This window comes from Halolamina salina, from assembly GCF_054653455.1.
In genome coordinates, this window is sequence record NZ_BAAIGE010000002.1 from 1,330,653 (window position 1) to 1,348,531 (window position 17,879).

The window sequence follows — 17,879 nt, forward strand, 5'->3', positions numbered from 1 at the left end:
AAAGGCTCGCCCGGTCGCTACATCCCCATGTCTTCGGCGGGGTCGGGGACGGGGAGGTCGTTGACGGCGAGGCCGAGCAGTTCGGCGGCGTGGTCGAGCGCCATGTCGAACCCGTAGTAGCGTTCGAGTTCGTCGCCGTCGGGGGCGGTTCGGACCTTCAGCATGGCGTAGCCGTCGACGTTCTGGGCGATCGAGGCGGTCCGGCCCTCGTACACGAAGTCCAGTCGGCGTTCGCCCGCCTCCTCGACGTAGCTGGCTCTCACGCCACCCGCCGTCAGTTCGGTTTCGCCGTCGTCGTCGCTCATGCCCGGCGATTCGACCGCCCGGGAGTAAGGCCCATCGGTGTCGGTGGGCCGCGGTGCAGGCTTATGGGGCGCCCGCCCCAACGCGGGGACATGACCGACCGTCGGGACCCCTCCGAAGATAACCTCCGCGACCGCCTCGACGAACTCGAATCGACGCTGACGGCGCTCCGTGAACAGCTGGACGACGACCGCCGGCAGCCGCCGACGATCCCCCGCGGCCTCCCGGGCGGCGGTCGGCGACCGCCGCGCCCGCCCCGACTACGGGAGGTGCTGCGCTTCACCGAGGAGTACACCATCCCGACGCTGATCTCGATCCTGGAGACGAACGTCCGGCTGCTCCGACTCACCGGCGCAGCGCTGCGTGCGTTCGACCCCGAGCGGTCGGCGGCGCCGTCCGAGGACGGCGCGGTCCAGCGGGCGATCGACGCCGGACGGGGACTCTCGACGGATCGGCTGGCGAGCACGCTGGAGGAACTGAACGACGCGATCGCGGGCACCGAGGCGCCCGACCCCGAGGCCCGCGAACTGCTCTCGGAGGCCGAAGCGCTCTCGGCGGAGATTCAGGAGCGGCTGCGGGACGCGAACGCGGCCGCCGACGCGGATCGAGAACGGGATGGCAACCGCGCCGAGGGTGACGGAGTCTCGATCGACGTGGCCGACGGCAGCGAAGGAGAGGCCGACAGCGCGACGGAAGAGACAGCAGAGTCCGACGACTCGCCGGAGCCGGACGTCGACGCCGAACTCGACTCCATCCGGGAGGAGGTCAGAGGGTCCGAGGACGAGGGTGACGACGCCGACGAATCGGCCGACTCCGGACCGGGCGAGGACGCCGAGGACACCGCGGCCGAGTAGCTACTCCTCGACGGGGCGGAACCGGAACCCGTCCCAGTCCTGACTCTCCGGCTCGCGGATTCCCTTTTCGGGATCGCGGAGTTCGTCGACGTGGAACGGCTCGACGGTGTCGCCTATCTCGACGTTCGCGTCCTCCAATTGTCCCAGCGCGCGGACCGGCACGCCGTCCACGTCGAACTCCACGATCGCGAGGTGGTTGGGCTGGCGGACGCCCGGCGGCGTCGCCGTCGAGGTGGTCCACGTCACGACCTCGGCGGTGTACTCGCTGAGGTCGACGGTACCGACGGGTTCCTCGCCGCCCGGGCCGCGCGGGTGGCCGGGGTAGGTGACGCTGCCGTCGGGGTAGCGGTACGCGGTCATCTCGGGGTCGGAGTTCTGATCGGTCATTCTGCCTCCGGGGTTTCGAGGATCGTCGTGGTCACGCAGTTGCCGAAGCCGCCGACGTTGCAGGCCAGCCCGACTTCGGGATCGTCGAGCTGTCGGTCGCCGGCCTCGCCGAGAAGCTGTTCGTACACCTCCACCGCCTGTGCGACGCCCGAGGCGCCGAGGGGGTGGCCCTTCGACTTCAGGCCGCCGGAGGTGTTGATCGGCAGGTCGCCGTCGCGTTCGGTGCGTCCCTCCTCGATGGCCTTCCAGCCCTCGCCTTTCTCCGCGAAGCCGAGGTCCTCGAACTGCAGGAACTCGAGGATGGTGAACATGTCGTGGAGTTCGGCGAAGTCGACGTCCTCGGGCGATCGATCGGCCATCTCGTAGGCCTGATCGCTCGACTCCACGACGCCGCGCATCGTGGTCGGGTCCGCGCGCTCGTGGACGACGTGGGTGTCCGTCGCGCCCGCGACGCCGCTCACGACGACGTACTCGTCCGTGATCTCGCGGGCGACCGACTCCGGACAGAACAAAAGCGCCGCGGAGCCGTCGGTGATCGGGCAGAAGTCGTAGAGGCGGAGCGGGTCGGCGACGATCGGCGAGTCGAGGACGGTGTCGAGATCGACCGCCTTCCGGAACTGCGCCTTGGGGTTGTCGACGCCGTTCCTGTGGTTCTTCACGGCGACTTTCCCGAGGCTCTCCCGCGGCGCGTCGTACTCGTCGAGGTAGAGTCGCGCCGTCAGCCCGGCAAAGGAAGGGAGCGTGACGCCGTGTTTGTACTCCACCGGGTGGGTCAGGGAAGCGATCACGTCCGTCGCCTCGCCGGTGGTCTTGTGGGTCATCTTCTCGCCGCCGACGAGCAGCGTCATCTCGCTGGCCTCGGAGGCGACCGACTGCCACGCGGCGTAGATGCCGGCACCCCCCGAGGAGGATGTCTGGTCGATCCGTGCGGTGTAGGCCGGCTGAGCGGCGAGATCGTGGGCGAGCATGTTCGGGGCGCCCGTCTGCCCCTCCAGTTCGCCGCTGGCCATGTTCGAGACGTACAGGTGGTCGACGGCGTCGGCGGCGACCCCGGCGTCGTCGAGGCACGCGGCGCCGGCCTCGGCGAGCAGGTCCCGCAGCCACTCCCCCTCGCGATCGCCGAAGGGGGTCATCGACGCGCCGACGATGGCGACTCGGTCCATACCCGTTGCCCGGACGCGGGTCGCTTACGCGTTTCCCTTCGCCGAACACGAGCGATTTATGCCCGCGCCGGCGCGACTCCCGGCCATGGATCTCGCGGACCCCGCGGACGCCGGGAAACTGACGGCGGCCGTCGCGGCGCTGCTCGCCGTCGTCGCCTTCGCGCCGCTCGTACTGGTGACCGGGGCCGGGGACACCCTCGGCGCCTACTACGCGGCCGGCCCGTTCGGGCTCACCGCGGTCGGCCTGCTGGCGATCGTCGCCGCGGTCGTGTTCCTCTCGGTCGGCCAGCCCCACACTGACGCGCTGACGCTGTCGGGCGTCGGCGTCGTCGTCGCGCTCGGCACCGTACTGACCGCGGCCGTCTGGCTGCTCACGCTCGACTCGACGGTGCTGTTCGGCTTCCCCGCCGAGTACGCGTGGATCGAGAACCACCGCTGGGCCGTGCTCGCCGGGGCGGTCGTCCTCACGGCGGCCTCGGGCCTGCAAGCCCGGACGGCGCTGTGACCGACTGGCCGCCCGTCGACCTGACCGACGCCGCGGCGGTCGCCGAGCGCCGCGACGCGGTCGTCGAGGCCGTCCGCGACCACGCCGGGCGGATCGCCTACGAACTCGCGCTGCTGGAGGGCGGCGACTACGGCCGCGTCGAGTTCGAGACCGACGGCGGTACGTGGACCGTCAAGTACGAGGCCGGCGATCTGGAGTTCCTCCTGTTCGACCCCGACAGCGGCTCGGAGGTGTACGTCGTCTCCACCAAGCGCCAGCCCGAACCCGGCGCGCTCGCGACGGCACTCGCAGACTACCCGGCGTTCGTCCGGGCGTTCAACGACCACGTCAGGGCCGCCGAGGAGCAGTTGGAGAATGCCCCGACCGAGTTCCCGGAGCCCGCGAGTACCGAGGAGGCCGTGAACGAGCGCCGGCGTGTCCTCGACCGCGTGGAGGAAATCTGCGACGAGATCGCAGGCCAGCTCCACCGCCTCGAAGGCGGGGAGTACGGCACCTACGAGAGCCGGATCGACGGCCAGCGGTGGGAGCTCAACTGGGACCGCGACGGCGTCTCCTACCTCCGGATCGGCGGCAGCGACGGCGTCTACCTGCTCTCCCAGTACGCGCCGCCGGAAGCCAGCGATATCCGCCGGTACGTCCCGCAGTTCCCCGCGTTCGTCGAGGCGTACAACGAGTCGGTCGCCGATCGGACCGAGACGCTCTCGCGGGTCGAGTTCTGAGTCGTGTCGAACGCGCCGCCGGCGTCGGGATGTACGACCCGAAAGGGCCTTAAGTCGCACCGCGCTACGTTTTGGTGGACTAGGTCGGGCGGTTAGGCCCCGCTCGCAACCCCCGAGATAGTCTTCAGGGGGGACCGAACCCCGGGCGCGTCCGGTCAGACCGGCACGGGCCTCGGGAGCCGACGTGGAAGCCTCGTCCGCCGGGGACAGCGGTCCGCGACGCTCGCCCGCAGGGGCGATCCGCCGCGGTTGGTCGACGGCACTGGGTCAGGCGCGGAAGCGAGCAGCCCACCGTCGGACGCCCGTCGCTCGTCGGGTCGCGGGGTGGAGGAGGCAACCGAGACTCCCCGTGTCGGAACGCCGGGCAATCCCGGACGTCCGCCATTCATTCCGTTCTCAGTTCGCGAGCCGACGGCTCGGCGACCGAGACGTTCGAAAAATTCCGCAATGTGCGAACCGTCTGAGACGTTCGGACCGCTCAGGCTCGCTTGTACTGATCCGGCCACTCCGGCGCGTTGTCGGCGTCGAGTTCGCGGCCGGCGTGGAGCGTGAAGTACGGGTCCCGGAGGTGCTCGCGGGCCAGTAGCACCGCGTCGGCGCGCTCGTTGCCCACCAGCGCCTCGGCGTGAGTCGCGTCGGTGATGCCGCCGACGGTGCCGACTGCGATCTCGTCACTGCCCGCATCCAGTGCGTCGCCGGAGAGCGTCTGCCCGTCCTCAGCCAGCACCTCGCGGATGGTCTCGGCGTACTGGGCCTGATAGCCCGGACCGGCCCGCGGGATCTGCTGGTCGGGGTGGATGCCGCCCGAGGAGACGTCGAGGAAGTCGACGCCGAGTTCGGCGAGATCGCCGGCGAGGCGGGCCGACTGGGCAACGTCCCACGACTCCCGGTCGGGGAGCCAGTCGGTCGCGGAGATGCGCACGAAGATCGGCTTCTCGTCCGGCCAGACCGAACGGACGCGCTCACAGACCTCCCGCAGCAGCTTCGTCCGGCCCTCGAAGTCGCCGCCGTACTCGTCGTCGCGGTCGTTGGAGACCGGCGAGAGGAACTCGTGGAGCAGGTAGCCGTGGGCGGCGTGGATCTCGGGCACCTCGAAGCCGGCGTCGAGCGCGTACTCCGCGGCCTGCTCGAAGGAGTCGATCACGTCGTCGATGTCGTCCTGATCCATGCGCTCGGTCGGCGCCGTGTTCTCCTCGTCGCGGGGGTAGGGCTTCTCCGAGGGACCCTTGGGGGTCCAGCCGCCCTCGTCCGGTTTGACGAGGCGGGGACCGTCCTCCCACGGGCGACGGGTGCTGGCCTTCCGACCGGCGTGGGCGAGCTGGATCGCCGGGACGCTGCCCTGCTCGCGGATGAACTCGGCGGTCGGGGCGAGCGCGTCGGCGTGCTCCTGACTCCAGAGCCCGAGGTCCTCCGGCGAGATGCGCCCGCGGGGTTCGACGGCCGTCGCCTCGGCGATCACGACGCCGGCGCCGCCGACGGCGCGGCTGCCGAGGTGGACGTGGTGCCACTCGGTCGCCAGCCCGTCGCGGTCGTCACAGGAGTACTGGCACATCGGCGACACCATCACGCGGTTCGGGATCGTCGTCTCACGCAGCGTGAGCGGTTCGAACAGTTCGGCGTTCACAGCGGACGTTCGGTAGGGTGGGAAAAGGCGCTGTCGACCGATGTACGGATTGCCGATTTCGCGGTCGCCGCTCTCCGTTCCGGTGGTCCGTGCCGGCTTCGGGAGCTTTTCACAGCCACCGCGGGGAGAGAGCGCATGGCACTCTCGACGTCCGAGATCATGGAGATCAGTCTCGACCTCGTCGGCTGGGACGAGGTGCCGGCCGACAGCGGGGTTCACGTCCCCGCCGACGCCGTCGAAACCGCGCTCGTGGGGATCGACCTCGAGTCGCCGGAGATCCAGTTGGCCCACCGCGAGGGGTACGACCTCGTGCTCGCCCACCACCCGCCCGGCGGCGACCCGCGGGTGAACTTCGCGCCCGTACTCGACAAGCAGATCGAGTTCATGACCGACCACGGCGTCCCCGAAGAACGAGCCGAGGAGGCCGCGTCGTCGATCATCTCGGGGATGGAGCACGCCGGCCACAGCGCGAACTACCGCCACGACCCCAGTATCGCCGAGCACCTCGACCAGCCGTACATGAACGTCCACCTCGCACCGGACGAACTCGGCCGCCGGCGGTTCCGCGAAGTCGCCGACGACCTCGCCGACGACGCGACCGTCGGCGCGTTCGCGGACGCGCTGGGCGAGATCCCAGAGATCGACGAGGCGATCACCGACGTGGAACTGCGCCTCGGCGAGCGCGAGAACGACCTCGGCGAGGTGGCGATCCACCACGCCGCCGGCACCAACGGCGGCAGCGACGTGGCCAGCGCCTACTTCGACAACGGCGTCGACACGGTGCTGTACATCCACGTCGGCGCGGGCGACACGGCCGAACTCAAAGAGGAGTACGGCGGCGAGGGGAAGAACCTCGTCGTCACCGGCCACATCGCCAGCGACGCGATCGGGATGAACGAGTTCATCGACGCGCTGGAGGAGGAAGGGCTGGAGTGCGACACGGTGTCGGGCTGCGGCATCGGCCGGTAGGCAGTCAGACAGTTCGGCTGCCGAATCGGTAGCTGGATGGGGGAGTCGTCCGACTGTGAGCGTATGCCCGAGGAGTTCACGCCGGAAGCGTACTACGACGAGTACGGCGAGCGCGAGTGGGACCGGCTCGACCGCGACCTCTACGGCGAACTGGAACACGACGAGACGTGGAACTATCTCGACCGCCACCTCCCCGAGTCGGGACGCGTCCTCGACGCCGGCGGCGGCGCTGGCCGGTACAGCGTCGAACTCGCCGATCGAGGGTACGAGGTGACGCTCGTCGACCGGAGCAGCGAGCAGGTCGCGCTCGCCCGGGAGAACGCCGCCGAACACGGTGTCGCGGACGCGGTGACAGCCCGGACCGGCGACGTGCGTGACCTCGATGCCGAAGCCGACAGCTTCGACGCGACGCTCTGTCTGGGCGGCCCGCTCTCGCACGTCCTCGACGCCGGAGAACGGGAGACTGCGGCCGCGGAGCTCCAGCGAGTCACTGACCCGGGTGGCCCGGTGTTCGTCTCGGTAATGGGCCGGCTGGCCGCGCTCCAGACCATCGCCCGGATGGCGGGCCGGGTCGATCCGGCGGCCGACGAAACCGAGATACTGCCCCGGCTCGCTCGGACCGGCGACTACGACGCCGACCTGCTCGAGGCGTTCGACCTCGAGCCGTCCGGGCCGCCGATGCATCTGTTCCGAGCCGACGAACTGCGCGAACTCCTCCAGCGCGCCGGATTGACGGTCCACACCCTGACCGGGCTGGAGAGCGTCGCCTCCCAGCGCCGGGACGAGTTCGACGCGCTCGGCGACGACCACCGCGAGGCGATCCGGGGGACCGTCGCGGCGCTGCGCGGCGACCCCGGCGTCGCCGACCTCTCGGGGCATATGCTCGCGGTGGCGAGCGCGTGATCCGCCGCCGGGCGTACCATTATACGTCCGGCTGAAGTACCCCGTGGCGTGACTGGGGGAACGAACGGGGACGACGAACGCAGCCCGGAGGACGCCGCGTTCCTGCGGGCGATCCGGGAGATCGAGGACTCGTCCGATGGGGCGGAGACGCCCGCCGAGACTGGAACGGACGAGACAGCCGAGGAGAGCGACCGGATCGCCGAACTGGAAGCGCGGATCGAGCGCTTGGAAGAACAGACGGCGGACGACGCGACCGAATCGGAGTCGGCGACCGACGACCGCGTCGAACTCGCCGAGGAGGTCGCAGCGCTCCGCGAGACGACCGACCGGCTGGAGTCGAGGCTGGACGAGGCGCTCGACGAACTCGACGCCATCCACGAGTCGGAGTACGGCGCACTCGACGAGAAGCGCGAGCAGCAGTTCGAGACCGCGGTGAAGTCGATGGTGGCGTTCCACCAACTGGCGACGGAAGTGCTCGACGTGCGCGTCGAGAACTACGAGCCCGCCGCCGGCCACGCCGACGCCGAGCGCGTCGAGGCCACGCGAGAGCGGATCGTCGACGCGCTGGACGTCGGGCAGAACGACGGCGGTATCGGGCCGACGCTCGAGACGAGCGACGAGGAGTGGCCCGATCCCGAGGAGGCAGCCCGAGAGGGTCGCGTGTTCTCGGGAGGCGACGAACCGGAGACGACCTCCGACGCCCCCGAGTCGGGGGTCTACCCGCCGGTCGGGGAGGACGACGCAGAGAACGAGGGGTCGGGGTCGCTCCCCGAGAGCGTCCGAGCCGACGCCGACATCGTCAAGGAGAGCACCTCCGAAGACGAGCACGCCGCTGAGGCCGACACTGAGGCCCCGTGGCGCCTCACCCGCGTCGATCCCGGCGGCGCTCGCGAGGTTCGTGACGCCGTGCTGGCGTCGGACGCCGGGGGACCCCCAGACGGGGAGGCGTACGCCCGGATCGTCGGCGAGCCGTCGGTCGGTTCCGCGAACGCGCCGGAGGGCGGCAGTCCTGCACCCGTCGACGACGACGATTGAGCGTCACGGCACGCAGTCACCCGGGAGCGATAGCTGTTCCGAGGCGGCCGCCCGAACCCCGGTTTCGCTTCGCTTAACTCCGCGGACCCGCAAGCCGGCGTGTGGACCCGTTCGACGTTCTGGGCGTCGAAACCGACGCCAACGAGTCCGACGTCTCCCGGGCGTACCGGGAGCGCGTGAAGGAGGCCCATCCCGATCAGGGCGGGTCCCGCGAGGCGTTCATGCGGATCCAGCAGGCCTACGCCGCGATCCGGAACGGCAACGTCGAGGTGGCCGAGGACGGCTCGGCGGAGTCGACGGCCGCGACGGAGCCGACCGCGACCCACGATCAGGGGCCGCCGCCGGGCACCGCCCGGATGGAGTATCTCGACTTCGAGGTGCTGTCGGACCACGGCTGGGAGATCGACGACGACGACCTGTTCGAGGCGGCGTCGAACGCCGACCTCGAGCCCGGGGAGTACGGTCGCCTGCTCGTCGACCGCGAGGAGACGCTGCTGGAGGCGGCCGAGCGCTGCGGGTTCGCGTGGCCGTACGCCTGCCGGGGCGGGGCCTGTGCAAACTGTGCGGTGCTGCTGCGCGAGGGCGAGGTCGAGATGGCCGACAGCCACGTCCTACCCGAGGGGATGGTCGAGGAGGGGATCCGGCTCTCCTGCCTCTGTCGCCCGCGAAGCGACGAGCTACAGGTCGTGTACAACGTGAAACACCTCCCGGGGCTGGACGAACTTCGACTCCCGTCCCAACGCTTCTGAGCGGTCGGGATCAGTGCGTTCGCGGTCGACCCGCGAGTTCGGGGTTCGTCCACGCCCACTCTTCGTCCACGTGTTCGAACGCGCGGTTCGGGTCGTCGACGGCCTGTCCGAGCGGTCGGGCGCCGCCGAGATCCGGCCCAACGTCGGTGATGGGGACCGCGGCGACACACCGCGTCCGCGTTGAGTAGTACACCGCCTCGTCGGCGCCCGAGAGCACGCCGATCAGCGTGCGGTTCCCGACGTCGGCATCGTACAGCAGGTCGGCGGTCCGTTTCCGGACGGACACGTCGGGAGTTCGCGGGCGCAGCGCCCGGACGAGCGCGTCGAACGGCGTCGTCGTGCGCGTTCGGGTAGCCATACACCACCGTCGGACGCGCAGGGTAAAGGGAGTGAGCCATCCCCGGAGTGAAAGTGAAGGATACGGCGAAAGTGAACGAGGCGGGCGATTTTCCGGAGCCGTCGCCGCGCGGCCCCGACGCGGAAAGGTGATGTGCCCCCTCGCCCATCGGGCGGGTATGGAGTACGTGGCGTTCGACGAGGCCGAGACGTACGAACCCGACGAGGGGTGGCAGCGCCGCGCCCTCGCCGGCAGCGATCAGTTCACCTTCGAGTGGTTCGAGAAGCCGCCGGGGCACTCCTCGCCGATGCACGACCACGAGAACGAGCAGGTCTGTGTCTGTCTCGAGGGCGAACTCACCGTCCACACCGAGGAGGAGTCGGTGACGCTTTCAAAGAACGACTCGGTCCACCTCGACGCGTGGGAGTCCCACCGCGTCGAGAACGAGACGGACGAGCGCGCCGTCGGACTGGACGTGTTCGCGCCCGGCCGCGGCTTCGAGTTCTGGACCGACCGGGAGTAGTCCGTAACTGACCGGCCGAGGGTCCGTGCGTCGGCTCTCACGGGATCGGACTCACCGACTGCCCCGGGCGTAACGTTCTCGGGTATCGCCGCCCAACGACCAGCCATGGCACAGGAGACTATCTCCGTCGAAGGAATGGCGTGTGGTAGCTGTGAAGAGACGGTCGAGTCCGCGGTCGCGGCGCTGGACGGCGCCGAGTCCGTCGAGGCCGACAACACGACCGACACCGTCGAGATCGAGGGCGAGGTCGACACCGACGCCGTCGCCGACGCGATCGAAGACGCCGGCTACACAGTTCTCGGTTAATCCTCGTTCGCCGGCGACGCCGCCTCGATCAGCGAGACGACCCGGTCGGGCCGGTCCATCCCGGCACAGACCGACAGGATCGTCAGGTCGAGACCCCCATCGATCGGGGTGTCGCCGGCGCGGACCGCGCCGCCGCCGATCGTCTCGTCGAGCGTGCGTCGGGCGTCGGCGATCGCCTCGCGGTTGAGCCACTCGGGCGGTCCCATCGTCACCAGCAGCGCCCGCGTCGCCCGCGAGAGATCGCCGCCGGCGGAGCGCTGGCGGAACAGCGACCGCTGGACGGCGGTCTCGATCGTGCTGTAGCTCTCGATCTCGTCGGGCGACTCCGTCTTCGAGCGCAGGCGATCGAACAGCGACGGCTTCTCGCGGACCTGCTGGCGCCAGTAGCCGAGCGTCGCGTACCCGCCCTCGCCGAGCGTCGCGATGATCTCGCTGGCGTCGACGACGCTCTCGCCGACCGCGGCGGCGTCGGCCGCCTCGCCGGCGCCGAACAGCGTCGCGATCCACTCGGCGATCGTGTCGTTCGCGTCGGCGTAAGCGTCGGCCGCCTCCGCGTCGGGCGGGCGCTCCGCGGGCGCGTCAAGATTTCCGTTGTCGAACAGCAGTTGCGCGTCGACGGTCGCTTCGAGGCCGCGCAGGCCGGCACGCGCGTTCGCGGCGACGCCCTCCTCCTCGGGTGCCGGGAGCACGGTCAGCGCGTACACGGGAACCTCGATCGTCTCCCGGAGCGTGTCGATCAGCACCGGCGCGGCGCCCGCGCCGGTCGCGCCGCCGACGCCGACGGCGACGAGCACGCCGTCGACGGTCGAGGGGACGGCGTCGGTCGCCGCGTGGCTCAGTTCGCGGACGTTCGACTCCGCGGCCGCGCGGACGGCCGCGGCGTCCCCCGTGGACCGCGAGGTCGTCCCGAACGCGTGCCGGCGCTCCTGTGGCACGTCGAGGTCGGCGATCGCCTCGGGGTCGGTGTCGAAGGCCGCGACGGTCGCGACGTACGGCCGGTCCTCGGACTCCGCGGCGGCGAGCCGAGCGGCCACCCGACCGCCCGCGCCGCCGACGCCCAGAACGGCGAGTTGCATAGTTCCGCGTTGCCGCCCGACGGCATAGGTGCTTCGTCGCTGGGGCGAAGAGCGGTCGGCGGCTCCCGACGGGGTCGGATCGGCGGGGACCCCGTCGTACAGAAGTACTATACTCGTTCGTCCCCGAAACTCCCCGGAGAACAGATGCGTACCAACCGAGCACGGGACGACCGTGTAGGAGGCCGCTGATCATGCTCGACAGCCTGCTCGCCGACGCCCGATCGAGCGACCACCAGTTCGTCATCCACTCGGACGACCCCGAAACGGCGGCGGCGGACTGGTTCCGGAACCACGACGTCGACGTGGCTCATCGGCCGCTTCCCGAGGGGATCCCGCGCCCGTTCCTCGTTGTCGAGCGGGACGGGGAGTTCGTGGGCGTGCTCGACCTCGCGGAGGTCGAACGGCTGCTCGAACCGCCGATCGAGCCGCCCGCGTCCCGCGAGGAGCTCTCGCCGGGCCACCGGGAGTTCTTCGACGCGCTCGCCGGGACTGTGTTCACCTCGATCAGCCGGCGGGAGCTGCTCGCGGTGAGCCGGGAGATCGAGGACCGCGCCCGCCGCGTCGGCGACGGCAGCCTCCACGTCAGCTTCCAGCGGCTGTCGATGTTCCGGTCCCAGCAGGAGGTGTACGAGCGGATCGCGACCGAGACGGCGCTGGACATCCACGTCCACGGCGTCGACGACTGGACGCCGCCGGAGCGCTCGGGGATCCACTACCACGCACACCAGGACGAGCAGCTTGCGCCCTACTGGGTGCTCGCGTTCGACGGCGGTCCCGACGAGACGCAGGCGTCCGGGCTGGTCGGCAGGGAACGCCCGGGGGAGGGGTTCACCGGGTTCTGGACCAACGACGAGGGGATGGTCGAGCGGATCCGCACGAACGTGGCGTCGGCGACCGCGTAGCCGCCCCGGTCGAGCACGCCGCCGACACGCGCTGTTCCACGACCGACCACGTCGTTCGAGTTTTGTGACCGATATCGGTTTCTCCGCTCGGCGTCGATATGCCTCATCGGAAACGTTGATACGCCCGTCTCTCCACTGTCGTCGTAGTGGACGGAACAACGACCCCGACCGTCACGGAGTCCCTCTCGTTCTCCGCCAGCGAACTGACCGGGGCGTTAGGGGATTCGGTTACGGTCCTCCCCATCGTCGTCGCGGTCGGCGCGCTCACGGAGCTGTCGCTCGCGAAGATGCTGCTGGGATTCGGTGCGTTCCAGATCGTCTGGGGGCTGCGGTACGGGCTGCCGATCTCCGTCGAGCCGATGAAGGCGCTGGCGGCGCTGACCATCGCCGGCGCGCTCGGCGCCGACGAACTCGCGATCGCCGGCCTGCTCGCCGGCGTCGTCCTGCTCGGCGTCGGCGCGACGGGGGCGCTCGGCCGGGTCGCGCAGTACGTCGGCGAGCCGGTCACCCGCGGCATCCAGCTGGCGGTCGCGCTGCTCCTGCTCCAGACCGGCGTCGAGCTGAGCCTCGGCGATCCCGCGTTCGCGCTGGCCGGCGTCGTCGCGGCGGCGGCCGTCGTCGCCGCGGGCTACCGCCGCGCGAGCGCGCTGGTCGTGCTCGCCGTGGGGCTGGCGATCGCGCTCGCGACCACCGGGATCCCACAGCCGACGCTGCCGTCCGTGGGCTTCGCCCTCCCGGACCCGAGCGGGCTCACCCGTTCGGCCGCCGAGGCGACGGCCGCGCAGTTGGCGATGACCGTGGGCAACGCCGCCGTCGCGACCGCGCTGCTGCTCTCGGAGTACTACGACGCCGACGTGACGCCCGACGAGCTCGCCTCCAGCATGGGCGCGATGAACCTCGCGGCGGTCCCCTTCGGCGCGCTGCCGATGTGTCACGGCAGCGGCGGCGTCGCGGGGAAGTACACCTTCGGCGCCCGGACCGCCGGCTCGAACGTCCTGCTCGGCGGCCTCTACGGCGTCGCGGCGCTGGGAACCGCCGTGGTGACGGCGTTCCCGATGGCGGTTCTGGGCGTCGTGCTCGCGCTGGTCGCGGTCGAACTCGGGCGGTCGGCGTTCGACACCGACCACCTCCCCACGACGCTCGCAGTCGGCGCGCTCGGCCTGCTCGCCAACGTCGGCGTCGCGTTCCTCGCCGGAGTCGCGTGGTGGATCGCACGGGAACGGGTGCTGTGACGCGAAAATCGAGAACTGTCAGTACTCGTACAGCGACACCACGAACGGTAGCTTGTTGTACATCACCACCGCGATCGGGATGCCGACGATGCTCAGCGTGAACACGTAGGCGACGGACATCCAGACGCCGCTGGCCCACCAGCCCACGAACACGAAGTAGACGCCCCGGACGAGCAGGCCGTACCGCTGCTCGCCCGGACTCCCCGTTTCGTCGACGAAGTCGCGCTCCTTCAGCGAGAGCACCTTCGGCGTCGCGTTGATCATCTTGATCCCCAGCGGGAGGCCGACGATGGTGACGTTCAGGAACCACGCGACGCCGAGCCAGATCCCCGTCGCCCACCAGCCGACGAGCAGGAACCACACTGCACGGACCGCGAGCGAGGGGTCGTCCGCGCCGCCTGTCGTTGTACTCATACCGAGTCGGACGAGCGTCGCCCGGTTAGGTGTACCGGCGATCGGCCAGCAGCCGCCTCAGTCCGACCGCGTCAGGTAGTCGCTGGCCTGTGGCTCGTCGGGGTCGGTCGGCACCTCAACCAGCCGCGGCTCGTCGGCGTCGACGGCGTCGGCGACGGCCTCGCGCACCTCGGCGGGCGTCGCGGCGCGGGCGGCGTCGACGCCCATCGACTCCGCGAGTGCGACGAAGTCGATCGGCGACTCGCCCCACGCGTACGTCCCCTTCGGGAGGCCGTGCTCGCGCTCGGCGCCGTCGCTGATGATCGCGTAGTCCTCGTTGCGGAACACGACCGTCGTCACGGGCAGCCCCTCGGCCGCGGCGGTGTGCAGTTCGTGGATCGCCATCATCAGCCCGCCGTCGCCCGCCAGTGCGACTACGTCGCTGTCGGGGTTGGCGGCCTGCGCGCCCAGCGCCGAGGGAAGCCCGCTGCCCATCGTCGCCCACGAGCCCGGGTTCACGTAGGATCGCGGTCCCGCCGCGGGGAACGTCGCGAGCGTCCAGATTCGGAAGCCGCCGGCGTCCGCCGCGACGATCGCGTCCTCGGGTACCGCTTCCCGGACGGCTCGCAGTGCGCCCGGCGAGGTGAGCGGCGGTTCGCCGTCGACCAGCTCGTCGACGCGTCGGGCGACCGACGCACGCAGCCGATCGGCGACCGTTTCGGCGTCGTGGTCGCCCGCCGGGATCTCGGCCGTCAGCGCCGCGAGCGTCGACTTCGCGTCGGCGACGATCCCGACCGCGGGCTCGTAGTTCGTCCCGAGGTCGTCCGGGGAGAGCGTGACGTGGACCAGCGCGTCGGGCACCTCGAGCGTCCGGCCGCGCGTGACCAGCTCGTCGAAGTCGGTGCCGATCGCCAGCGCCGCGTCGGCCTCGGCGACGTACTCGTGCATCTCCGGCGTGGTCGCGCCACAGAGCACGCCCGCCGAGAGCGGATGGTCCTCCGGGATCACGCCCTTCCCCTTGTACGTCGTCAGCACGGGCGCGTCGTAGCGCTCGGCGAACGCGAGTAGCTCCTCACTGGCGTTGGCGCTCCGGACGCCGCCGCCGGCGATCACGACCGGCGCGTCGGCGCCCTCGAGGATCGAAGCCGCGTCGGCGACCGTCCCCGCGGGCGGCGCCTCGGGCTGGCCGGTGTCGGTCACCGCGACGCCGCCCTTGGGCGCCGCAGCAGGGAGGTAGGACTTCGGGATGCCGAGCCGGACCGGCCCCTTCGGCGCCGTCGTGGCCGTCTCGACTGCACGCTCGACCTCCGCGAGCACGCCGTCGGGGTTCTTGACCACGCGGTTGGCCTTGGTGACGGTGTCGTACGTCTCCGGCGGCGTCTCGTGGATGCCGTCGCGGCCCCGGACCTCGGGGTCGGTCTCCACGGCGATGTGGACCAGCGGCGTGTTGTCGTTGTACGCGTTCTTCAGCCCGTTCATCGCGTTCATGTCGCCCGGACCGGGGACGACGACGGTGGCGGCGGGCCGGCCGGAGGTCTCGGCGTACCCCCACGCCTGCTGGGAGACGGCCGTCTCGTGGCGCGCCATCACGAACTGCACGTCGTCGCGGCCGTCGACGGCCTCGTTCAACGGCAGCGTCTGCTTGCCGGGGATGCCGAACACGGTGTCGATCCCGTGCTCGACGAGTCGGTCGATCACGGCGGCGGCGAGCGTCATGATCGGTGTGCCGGTCCGCGATGTGAAAACTGTATCTCACTCCGGGCGCCGGGCTACTGGTTCCACGCCGCGCCGTCGGGGTCGACCAGCCGTCGCCGTTCCTCGATCCCGTCGATAGTGGCCATATCCTCCTCGGTCAGGTCGAGGCTCGCGGCCTCGAGGTTCGCGCGGATGTGCTCCGGCGTGGCGGACTTCGGGATCGGCACCAGCGCCTCCGTCTCGACGGCCCACGCGATGCAGACCGCCGCGGGGGTGGTGTCGTGGCGGTCGGCGACCGCCTGCAGTTCGGGCGTGTCGAAGATGTCGCCCTGTCCGAGCGGACAGTAGCCGACGAGGGTGTGGCCGTGCTCGGCGGCGTACTCGCGGAGTTCGTCCTGCGGGAGCAGCGGGTGGCACTCGACCTGGTGGGCGGCGATGTCGGCGTCGAGGATCTCGCGGGCCTCGTCGAGCAGTTCGGGCGTGAAGTTCGACACCGCGACGTTGCGGGTCACGCCCTCGTCGTGGAGTTCTTGCAGCGCGCGCAGGCTCTCCTCGGGGTCGTACGCGCCCGTCGGCCAGTGGACGTACAGCAGGTCGAGTTCGTCGACGCCGAGCCGGTCGAGGCTCTCCCGGCCCGTCCGTTTGGCGTCCTCGTAGCCGAGGTTGTCGGGGAGAATCTTGCTTGCGAGCACGACGTCCTCGCGGTCCACCTCGGAGAGGCGGATGCCCGCGCCGACCGCGGGCTCGTTGTCGTACATCTGTGCGGTGTCGACGAAGCGGTAGCCGGCGTCGAGCGCCGTGGCGACCGCGTCGGCGCACTCGTGACCCTTCGTGCCGGAGGTACCGAGGCCGATGTCGGGAAGGTCGAGACTCATGGCTGTGGCGGGGAACTGGGAGCGGCGGCGTAAAGAACTCCGGCTCCCGGCGGATTTCGGGGCCGCGTCACCACGGCCGGACCGGGAGCAGGTCACCGGCCCGGACGGTCCGGATCTCGCCGTCGCGGGGGACGATCACCCGCATCTCGGGGTTGTAGTCCGCGAGCAGTTCCCGACAGACGCCACAGGGCGGGACCGGTCGCTGTTCGTCGGCGTCGTGCTCGGGGAGCGGGTAGGAGACGGCGACGCAGGCCTCGATGTCGGCCCCCGAGTGGCCCGCGGCGATCGCGGCGCTCACAGCGCCCGGTTCGGCGCAGTTCGACGCCCGACCGATGCTGGCGGGCAGACTGACGCCGTCGTAGACGGAGCCGTCGACCGTGCGGACGCTCGCGCTGACAATGTGTGCACCGTCCAAAAATTCCGGATCGTACGTCTCCCGGTTCAGGGCTCTCGCATGGTCGAGGAGGGCGTCGTCGGCGTCGGACAGCGGGGCAGTCTCCATACGTGGCGGGGCGCCGTCGCCGGTAAGTGTTTTCGGGAACGCGTCGATTTCGATCGACAGAGGAGCTAAGTGTAGAACGCTCCAAATACGAGGGTATGGTCCCCTCCAACCGCGAAACGAGTCGGCTGCTCGCCGCGGTCGCCCTGCTCGCCGCAGTGCTCGCGTCGGCCGTCCTCCTGTTCCCGGCGCCGCTTTCAGACGCCTTCTTCGCTGGGATCGTCCTCCTGAATCCACTCTTCGCGGCCGTCGGCGTCGCCGGCGCGTGGACCGAGCGGACCGTGGTCGTGTGGGTCGCGGCGCTCCTCTCGGTTGGCCTCTCGCTGGTCGGGATGCTGTCGATCGGGCTGTTCCTCGTTCCGACCGCGCTCCTGCTGCTCGGGAGCGCGATCGCGGCACAGGCCGCCGGCCCGCAATCGGGCGTTCGCGAGCGGATCGTCGCCGACCCGCCGAGCAGCCGCGAGCGACTGCTGCGAACGCTGGCCGGCGCGGCGTCGATACTCGTCGGCGTCGGACTGGTGAACGTCGGCGCGTTCGGCCAGGAGCTGTTCGGCTCCTGCGCGCGGGAGACGCTCGCCTGCGCGCTCGAGACGACGAACTGGGGCGCGGTGGGTGTGACGGTTCTGGGGTTGGCGGCGGTCGCCGTCGGCGGGTGGCTGGTGTGGAAGCAGGTGTACGTCTCGCGGGTACTCCGGCGGGCTGGGAGTGGGTAGGTGCTCAGGATGGCTTCGATGCGTAGCTTCTCGGGGGAGTAGCGATCACGTAGTTTCTCGGAGGAACAGCGACCGGAACAGCACCTCGCTCGTTGGCCACTTGTGACCGCAGTGCGC

At 70.6% G+C, this 17,879-nt stretch carries 22 protein-coding genes and 1 other RNA gene; 13 read left to right on the forward strand and 10 right to left on the reverse strand.

What is annotated here, in order from left to right; all coding sequences use genetic code 11:
• Positions 1-17: 17 nt before the first annotated feature.
• The gene (locus ACYQZ5_RS07305) at positions 18-305 is read right to left on the reverse strand and encodes a DUF7111 family protein (protein ID WP_379733009.1); all 288 of its coding nucleotides are present in this window, start codon (positions 303-305) and stop codon (positions 18-20) included.
• A gap of 90 nt (positions 306-395) precedes the next feature.
• Between ACYQZ5_RS07305 and ACYQZ5_RS07310 the strand changes: the two genes are divergently transcribed.
• Positions 396-1,157 carry a DUF7547 family protein gene (locus ACYQZ5_RS07310; protein WP_459845656.1) on the forward strand — a complete coding sequence of 254 codons (762 nt, stop codon included), beginning with the start codon at positions 396-398 and terminating at the stop codon, positions 1,155-1,157.
• On the opposite strand, the gene ACYQZ5_RS07315 is transcribed toward ACYQZ5_RS07310, so the two are convergent.
• Positions 1,158-1,544 (reverse strand): OB-fold domain-containing protein, encoded by a 387-nt coding sequence (locus tag ACYQZ5_RS07315; protein WP_379732553.1) that lies wholly within the window; start codon positions 1,542-1,544, stop codon positions 1,158-1,160.
• A complete protein-coding gene (locus tag ACYQZ5_RS07320; RefSeq protein WP_379732554.1) occupies positions 1,541-2,707 on the reverse strand; it encodes a thiolase family protein in 1,167 nt (388 codons plus the stop codon). The genes ACYQZ5_RS07315 and ACYQZ5_RS07320 overlap by 4 nt, the downstream gene beginning before the upstream one ends.
• A gap of 85 nt (positions 2,708-2,792) precedes the next feature.
• Between ACYQZ5_RS07320 and ACYQZ5_RS07325 the strand changes: the two genes are divergently transcribed.
• From ACYQZ5_RS07325 to ffs, 3 genes are all read left to right on the forward strand, one after another.
• Complete coding sequence (locus ACYQZ5_RS07325) at positions 2,793-3,212, forward strand: DUF7548 family protein (protein WP_459845660.1); 420 nt, start codon at positions 2,793-2,795, stop codon at positions 3,210-3,212.
• Positions 3,209-3,931 (forward strand): profilin-fold protein, encoded by a 723-nt coding sequence (locus ACYQZ5_RS07330; RefSeq protein WP_379818770.1) that lies wholly within the window; start codon positions 3,209-3,211, stop codon positions 3,929-3,931. Before ACYQZ5_RS07325 ends, ACYQZ5_RS07330 begins: the two co-directional genes overlap by 4 nt.
• Before the next feature lie 72 nt (positions 3,932-4,003).
• Positions 4,004-4,315: signal recognition particle sRNA (gene ffs, locus ACYQZ5_RS07335), an RNA gene on the forward strand.
• Between the two features lie 94 nt (positions 4,316-4,409).
• Here the strand turns inward: ffs and ACYQZ5_RS07340 are convergent.
• Positions 4,410-5,555, reverse strand: coding sequence for an NADH:flavin oxidoreductase/NADH oxidase (locus ACYQZ5_RS07340; RefSeq protein ID WP_459845663.1), 1,146 nt, complete (start codon positions 5,553-5,555; stop codon positions 4,410-4,412).
• Positions 5,556-5,690: 135 nt separating this feature from the next.
• Here ACYQZ5_RS07340 and ACYQZ5_RS07345 point away from each other — a divergent pair, with 135 nt between their 5' ends.
• The 4 genes from ACYQZ5_RS07345 to fer all read left to right on the forward strand — a co-directional run bounded on the left by ACYQZ5_RS07345 (position 5,691) and on the right by fer (position 9,211).
• Complete coding sequence (locus tag ACYQZ5_RS07345; protein WP_379731721.1) at positions 5,691-6,524, forward strand: hypothetical protein; 834 nt, start codon at positions 5,691-5,693, stop codon at positions 6,522-6,524.
• Positions 6,525-6,587: 63 nt separating this feature from the next.
• Positions 6,588-7,427, forward strand: a complete 840-nt coding sequence (locus ACYQZ5_RS07350; protein WP_379731723.1) for a class I SAM-dependent methyltransferase — start codon at positions 6,588-6,590, stop codon at positions 7,425-7,427.
• Between the two features lie 48 nt (positions 7,428-7,475).
• A complete protein-coding gene (locus tag ACYQZ5_RS07355; RefSeq protein ID WP_379731724.1) occupies positions 7,476-8,462 on the forward strand; it encodes a hypothetical protein in 987 nt (328 codons plus the stop codon).
• A gap of 101 nt (positions 8,463-8,563) precedes the next feature.
• The gene (gene fer, locus ACYQZ5_RS07360; RefSeq protein WP_379818773.1) at positions 8,564-9,211 is read left to right on the forward strand and encodes a ferredoxin Fer; all 648 of its coding nucleotides are present in this window, start codon (positions 8,564-8,566) and stop codon (positions 9,209-9,211) included.
• 10 nt (positions 9,212-9,221) lie between these two features.
• Here fer and ACYQZ5_RS07365 read toward each other — a convergent pair whose 3' ends face one another.
• Positions 9,222-9,569: a hypothetical protein gene (locus tag ACYQZ5_RS07365; RefSeq protein ID WP_379731726.1), complete on the reverse strand. Its 348-nt coding sequence runs from the start codon at positions 9,567-9,569 to the stop codon at positions 9,222-9,224.
• A 157-nt stretch (positions 9,570-9,726) separates the two neighbouring features.
• Between ACYQZ5_RS07365 and ACYQZ5_RS07370 the strand changes: the two genes are divergently transcribed.
• Both ACYQZ5_RS07370 and ACYQZ5_RS07375 read left to right on the forward strand, forming a co-directional pair.
• Entirely contained in the window at positions 9,727-10,071 is a 345-nt protein-coding gene (locus ACYQZ5_RS07370) for a cupin domain-containing protein (RefSeq protein ID WP_379731727.1), read from the forward strand.
• Positions 10,072-10,176: 105 nt separating this feature from the next.
• Complete coding sequence (locus tag ACYQZ5_RS07375; RefSeq protein ID WP_379731728.1) at positions 10,177-10,377, forward strand: heavy-metal-associated domain-containing protein; 201 nt, start codon at positions 10,177-10,179, stop codon at positions 10,375-10,377.
• Here ACYQZ5_RS07375 and ACYQZ5_RS07380 read toward each other — a convergent pair.
• On the reverse strand, positions 10,374-11,453 hold the full coding sequence (locus ACYQZ5_RS07380) for an FtsZ/tubulin family protein (RefSeq protein WP_459845668.1): 1,080 nt from the start codon (positions 11,451-11,453) through the stop codon (positions 10,374-10,376). The two genes, ACYQZ5_RS07375 and ACYQZ5_RS07380, sit on opposite strands and share 4 nt — an antisense overlap.
• A gap of 191 nt (positions 11,454-11,644) precedes the next feature.
• Here ACYQZ5_RS07380 and ACYQZ5_RS07385 point away from each other — a divergent pair, with 191 nt between their 5' ends.
• Positions 11,645-12,355, forward strand: a complete 711-nt coding sequence (locus tag ACYQZ5_RS07385; RefSeq protein WP_379732828.1) for a DICT sensory domain-containing protein — start codon at positions 11,645-11,647, stop codon at positions 12,353-12,355.
• Positions 12,356-12,501: 146 nt separating this feature from the next.
• Positions 12,502-13,587 (forward strand): putative sulfate/molybdate transporter, encoded by a 1,086-nt coding sequence (locus tag ACYQZ5_RS07390; RefSeq protein ID WP_459845670.1) that lies wholly within the window; start codon positions 12,502-12,504, stop codon positions 13,585-13,587.
• Between the two features lie 18 nt (positions 13,588-13,605).
• Here ACYQZ5_RS07390 and ACYQZ5_RS07395 read toward each other — a convergent pair whose 3' ends face one another.
• The 4 genes from ACYQZ5_RS07395 to ACYQZ5_RS07410 form a co-directional block, all read right to left on the reverse strand.
• Positions 13,606-14,001: a YccF domain-containing protein gene (locus ACYQZ5_RS07395; RefSeq protein WP_379733023.1), complete on the reverse strand. Its 396-nt coding sequence runs from the start codon at positions 13,999-14,001 to the stop codon at positions 13,606-13,608.
• Between the two features lie 57 nt (positions 14,002-14,058).
• A complete protein-coding gene (locus tag ACYQZ5_RS07400; protein ID WP_459845672.1) occupies positions 14,059-15,696 on the reverse strand; it encodes a thiamine pyrophosphate-binding protein in 1,638 nt (545 codons plus the stop codon).
• Between the two features lie 53 nt (positions 15,697-15,749).
• The gene (locus tag ACYQZ5_RS07405) at positions 15,750-16,550 is read right to left on the reverse strand and encodes an aldo/keto reductase (RefSeq protein WP_379732490.1); all 801 of its coding nucleotides are present in this window, start codon (positions 16,548-16,550) and stop codon (positions 15,750-15,752) included.
• Positions 16,551-16,617: 67 nt separating this feature from the next.
• Complete coding sequence (locus tag ACYQZ5_RS07410) at positions 16,618-17,052, reverse strand: cytidine/deoxycytidylate deaminase family protein (RefSeq protein ID WP_379732489.1); 435 nt, start codon at positions 17,050-17,052, stop codon at positions 16,618-16,620.
• 95 nt (positions 17,053-17,147) lie between these two features.
• Here ACYQZ5_RS07410 and ACYQZ5_RS07415 point away from each other — a divergent pair, with 95 nt between their 5' ends.
• Complete coding sequence (locus tag ACYQZ5_RS07415) at positions 17,148-17,762, forward strand: hypothetical protein (protein WP_379818476.1); 615 nt, start codon at positions 17,148-17,150, stop codon at positions 17,760-17,762.
• Positions 17,763-17,879: the final 117 nt, after the last annotated feature.

Coding starts and splice junctions, on each gene's coding strand:
- ACYQZ5_RS07305 (WP_379733009.1), bottom strand. CDS start 305: ATGAGCGACGACGACGGCGAAACCGAACTGACGGCGGGTGGCGTGAGA.
- ACYQZ5_RS07310 (WP_459845656.1), top strand. CDS start 396: ATGACCGACCGTCGGGACCCCTCCGAAGATAACCTCCGCGACCGCCTC.
- ACYQZ5_RS07315 (WP_379732553.1), bottom strand. CDS start 1,544: ATGACCGATCAGAACTCCGACCCCGAGATGACCGCGTACCGCTACCCC.
- ACYQZ5_RS07320 (WP_379732554.1), bottom strand. CDS start 2,707: ATGGACCGAGTCGCCATCGTCGGCGCGTCGATGACCCCCTTCGGCGAT.
- ACYQZ5_RS07325 (WP_459845660.1), top strand. CDS start 2,793: ATGGATCTCGCGGACCCCGCGGACGCCGGGAAACTGACGGCGGCCGTC.
- ACYQZ5_RS07345 (WP_379731721.1), top strand. CDS start 5,691: ATGGCACTCTCGACGTCCGAGATCATGGAGATCAGTCTCGACCTCGTC.
- ACYQZ5_RS07350 (WP_379731723.1), top strand. CDS start 6,588: ATGCCCGAGGAGTTCACGCCGGAAGCGTACTACGACGAGTACGGCGAG.
- ACYQZ5_RS07365 (WP_379731726.1), bottom strand. CDS start 9,569: ATGGCTACCCGAACGCGCACGACGACGCCGTTCGACGCGCTCGTCCGG.
- ACYQZ5_RS07370 (WP_379731727.1), top strand. CDS start 9,727: ATGGAGTACGTGGCGTTCGACGAGGCCGAGACGTACGAACCCGACGAG.
- ACYQZ5_RS07375 (WP_379731728.1), top strand. CDS start 10,177: ATGGCACAGGAGACTATCTCCGTCGAAGGAATGGCGTGTGGTAGCTGT.
- ACYQZ5_RS07380 (WP_459845668.1), bottom strand. CDS start 11,453: ATGCAACTCGCCGTTCTGGGCGTCGGCGGCGCGGGCGGTCGGGTGGCC.
- ACYQZ5_RS07385 (WP_379732828.1), top strand. CDS start 11,645: ATGCTCGACAGCCTGCTCGCCGACGCCCGATCGAGCGACCACCAGTTC.
- ACYQZ5_RS07395 (WP_379733023.1), bottom strand. CDS start 14,001: ATGAGTACAACGACAGGCGGCGCGGACGACCCCTCGCTCGCGGTCCGT.
- ACYQZ5_RS07400 (WP_459845672.1), bottom strand. CDS start 15,696: ATGACGCTCGCCGCCGCCGTGATCGACCGACTCGTCGAGCACGGGATC.
- ACYQZ5_RS07405 (WP_379732490.1), bottom strand. CDS start 16,550: ATGAGTCTCGACCTTCCCGACATCGGCCTCGGTACCTCCGGCACGAAG.
- ACYQZ5_RS07410 (WP_379732489.1), bottom strand. CDS start 17,052: ATGGAGACTGCCCCGCTGTCCGACGCCGACGACGCCCTCCTCGACCAT.
- ACYQZ5_RS07415 (WP_379818476.1), top strand. CDS start 17,148: ATGGTCCCCTCCAACCGCGAAACGAGTCGGCTGCTCGCCGCGGTCGCC.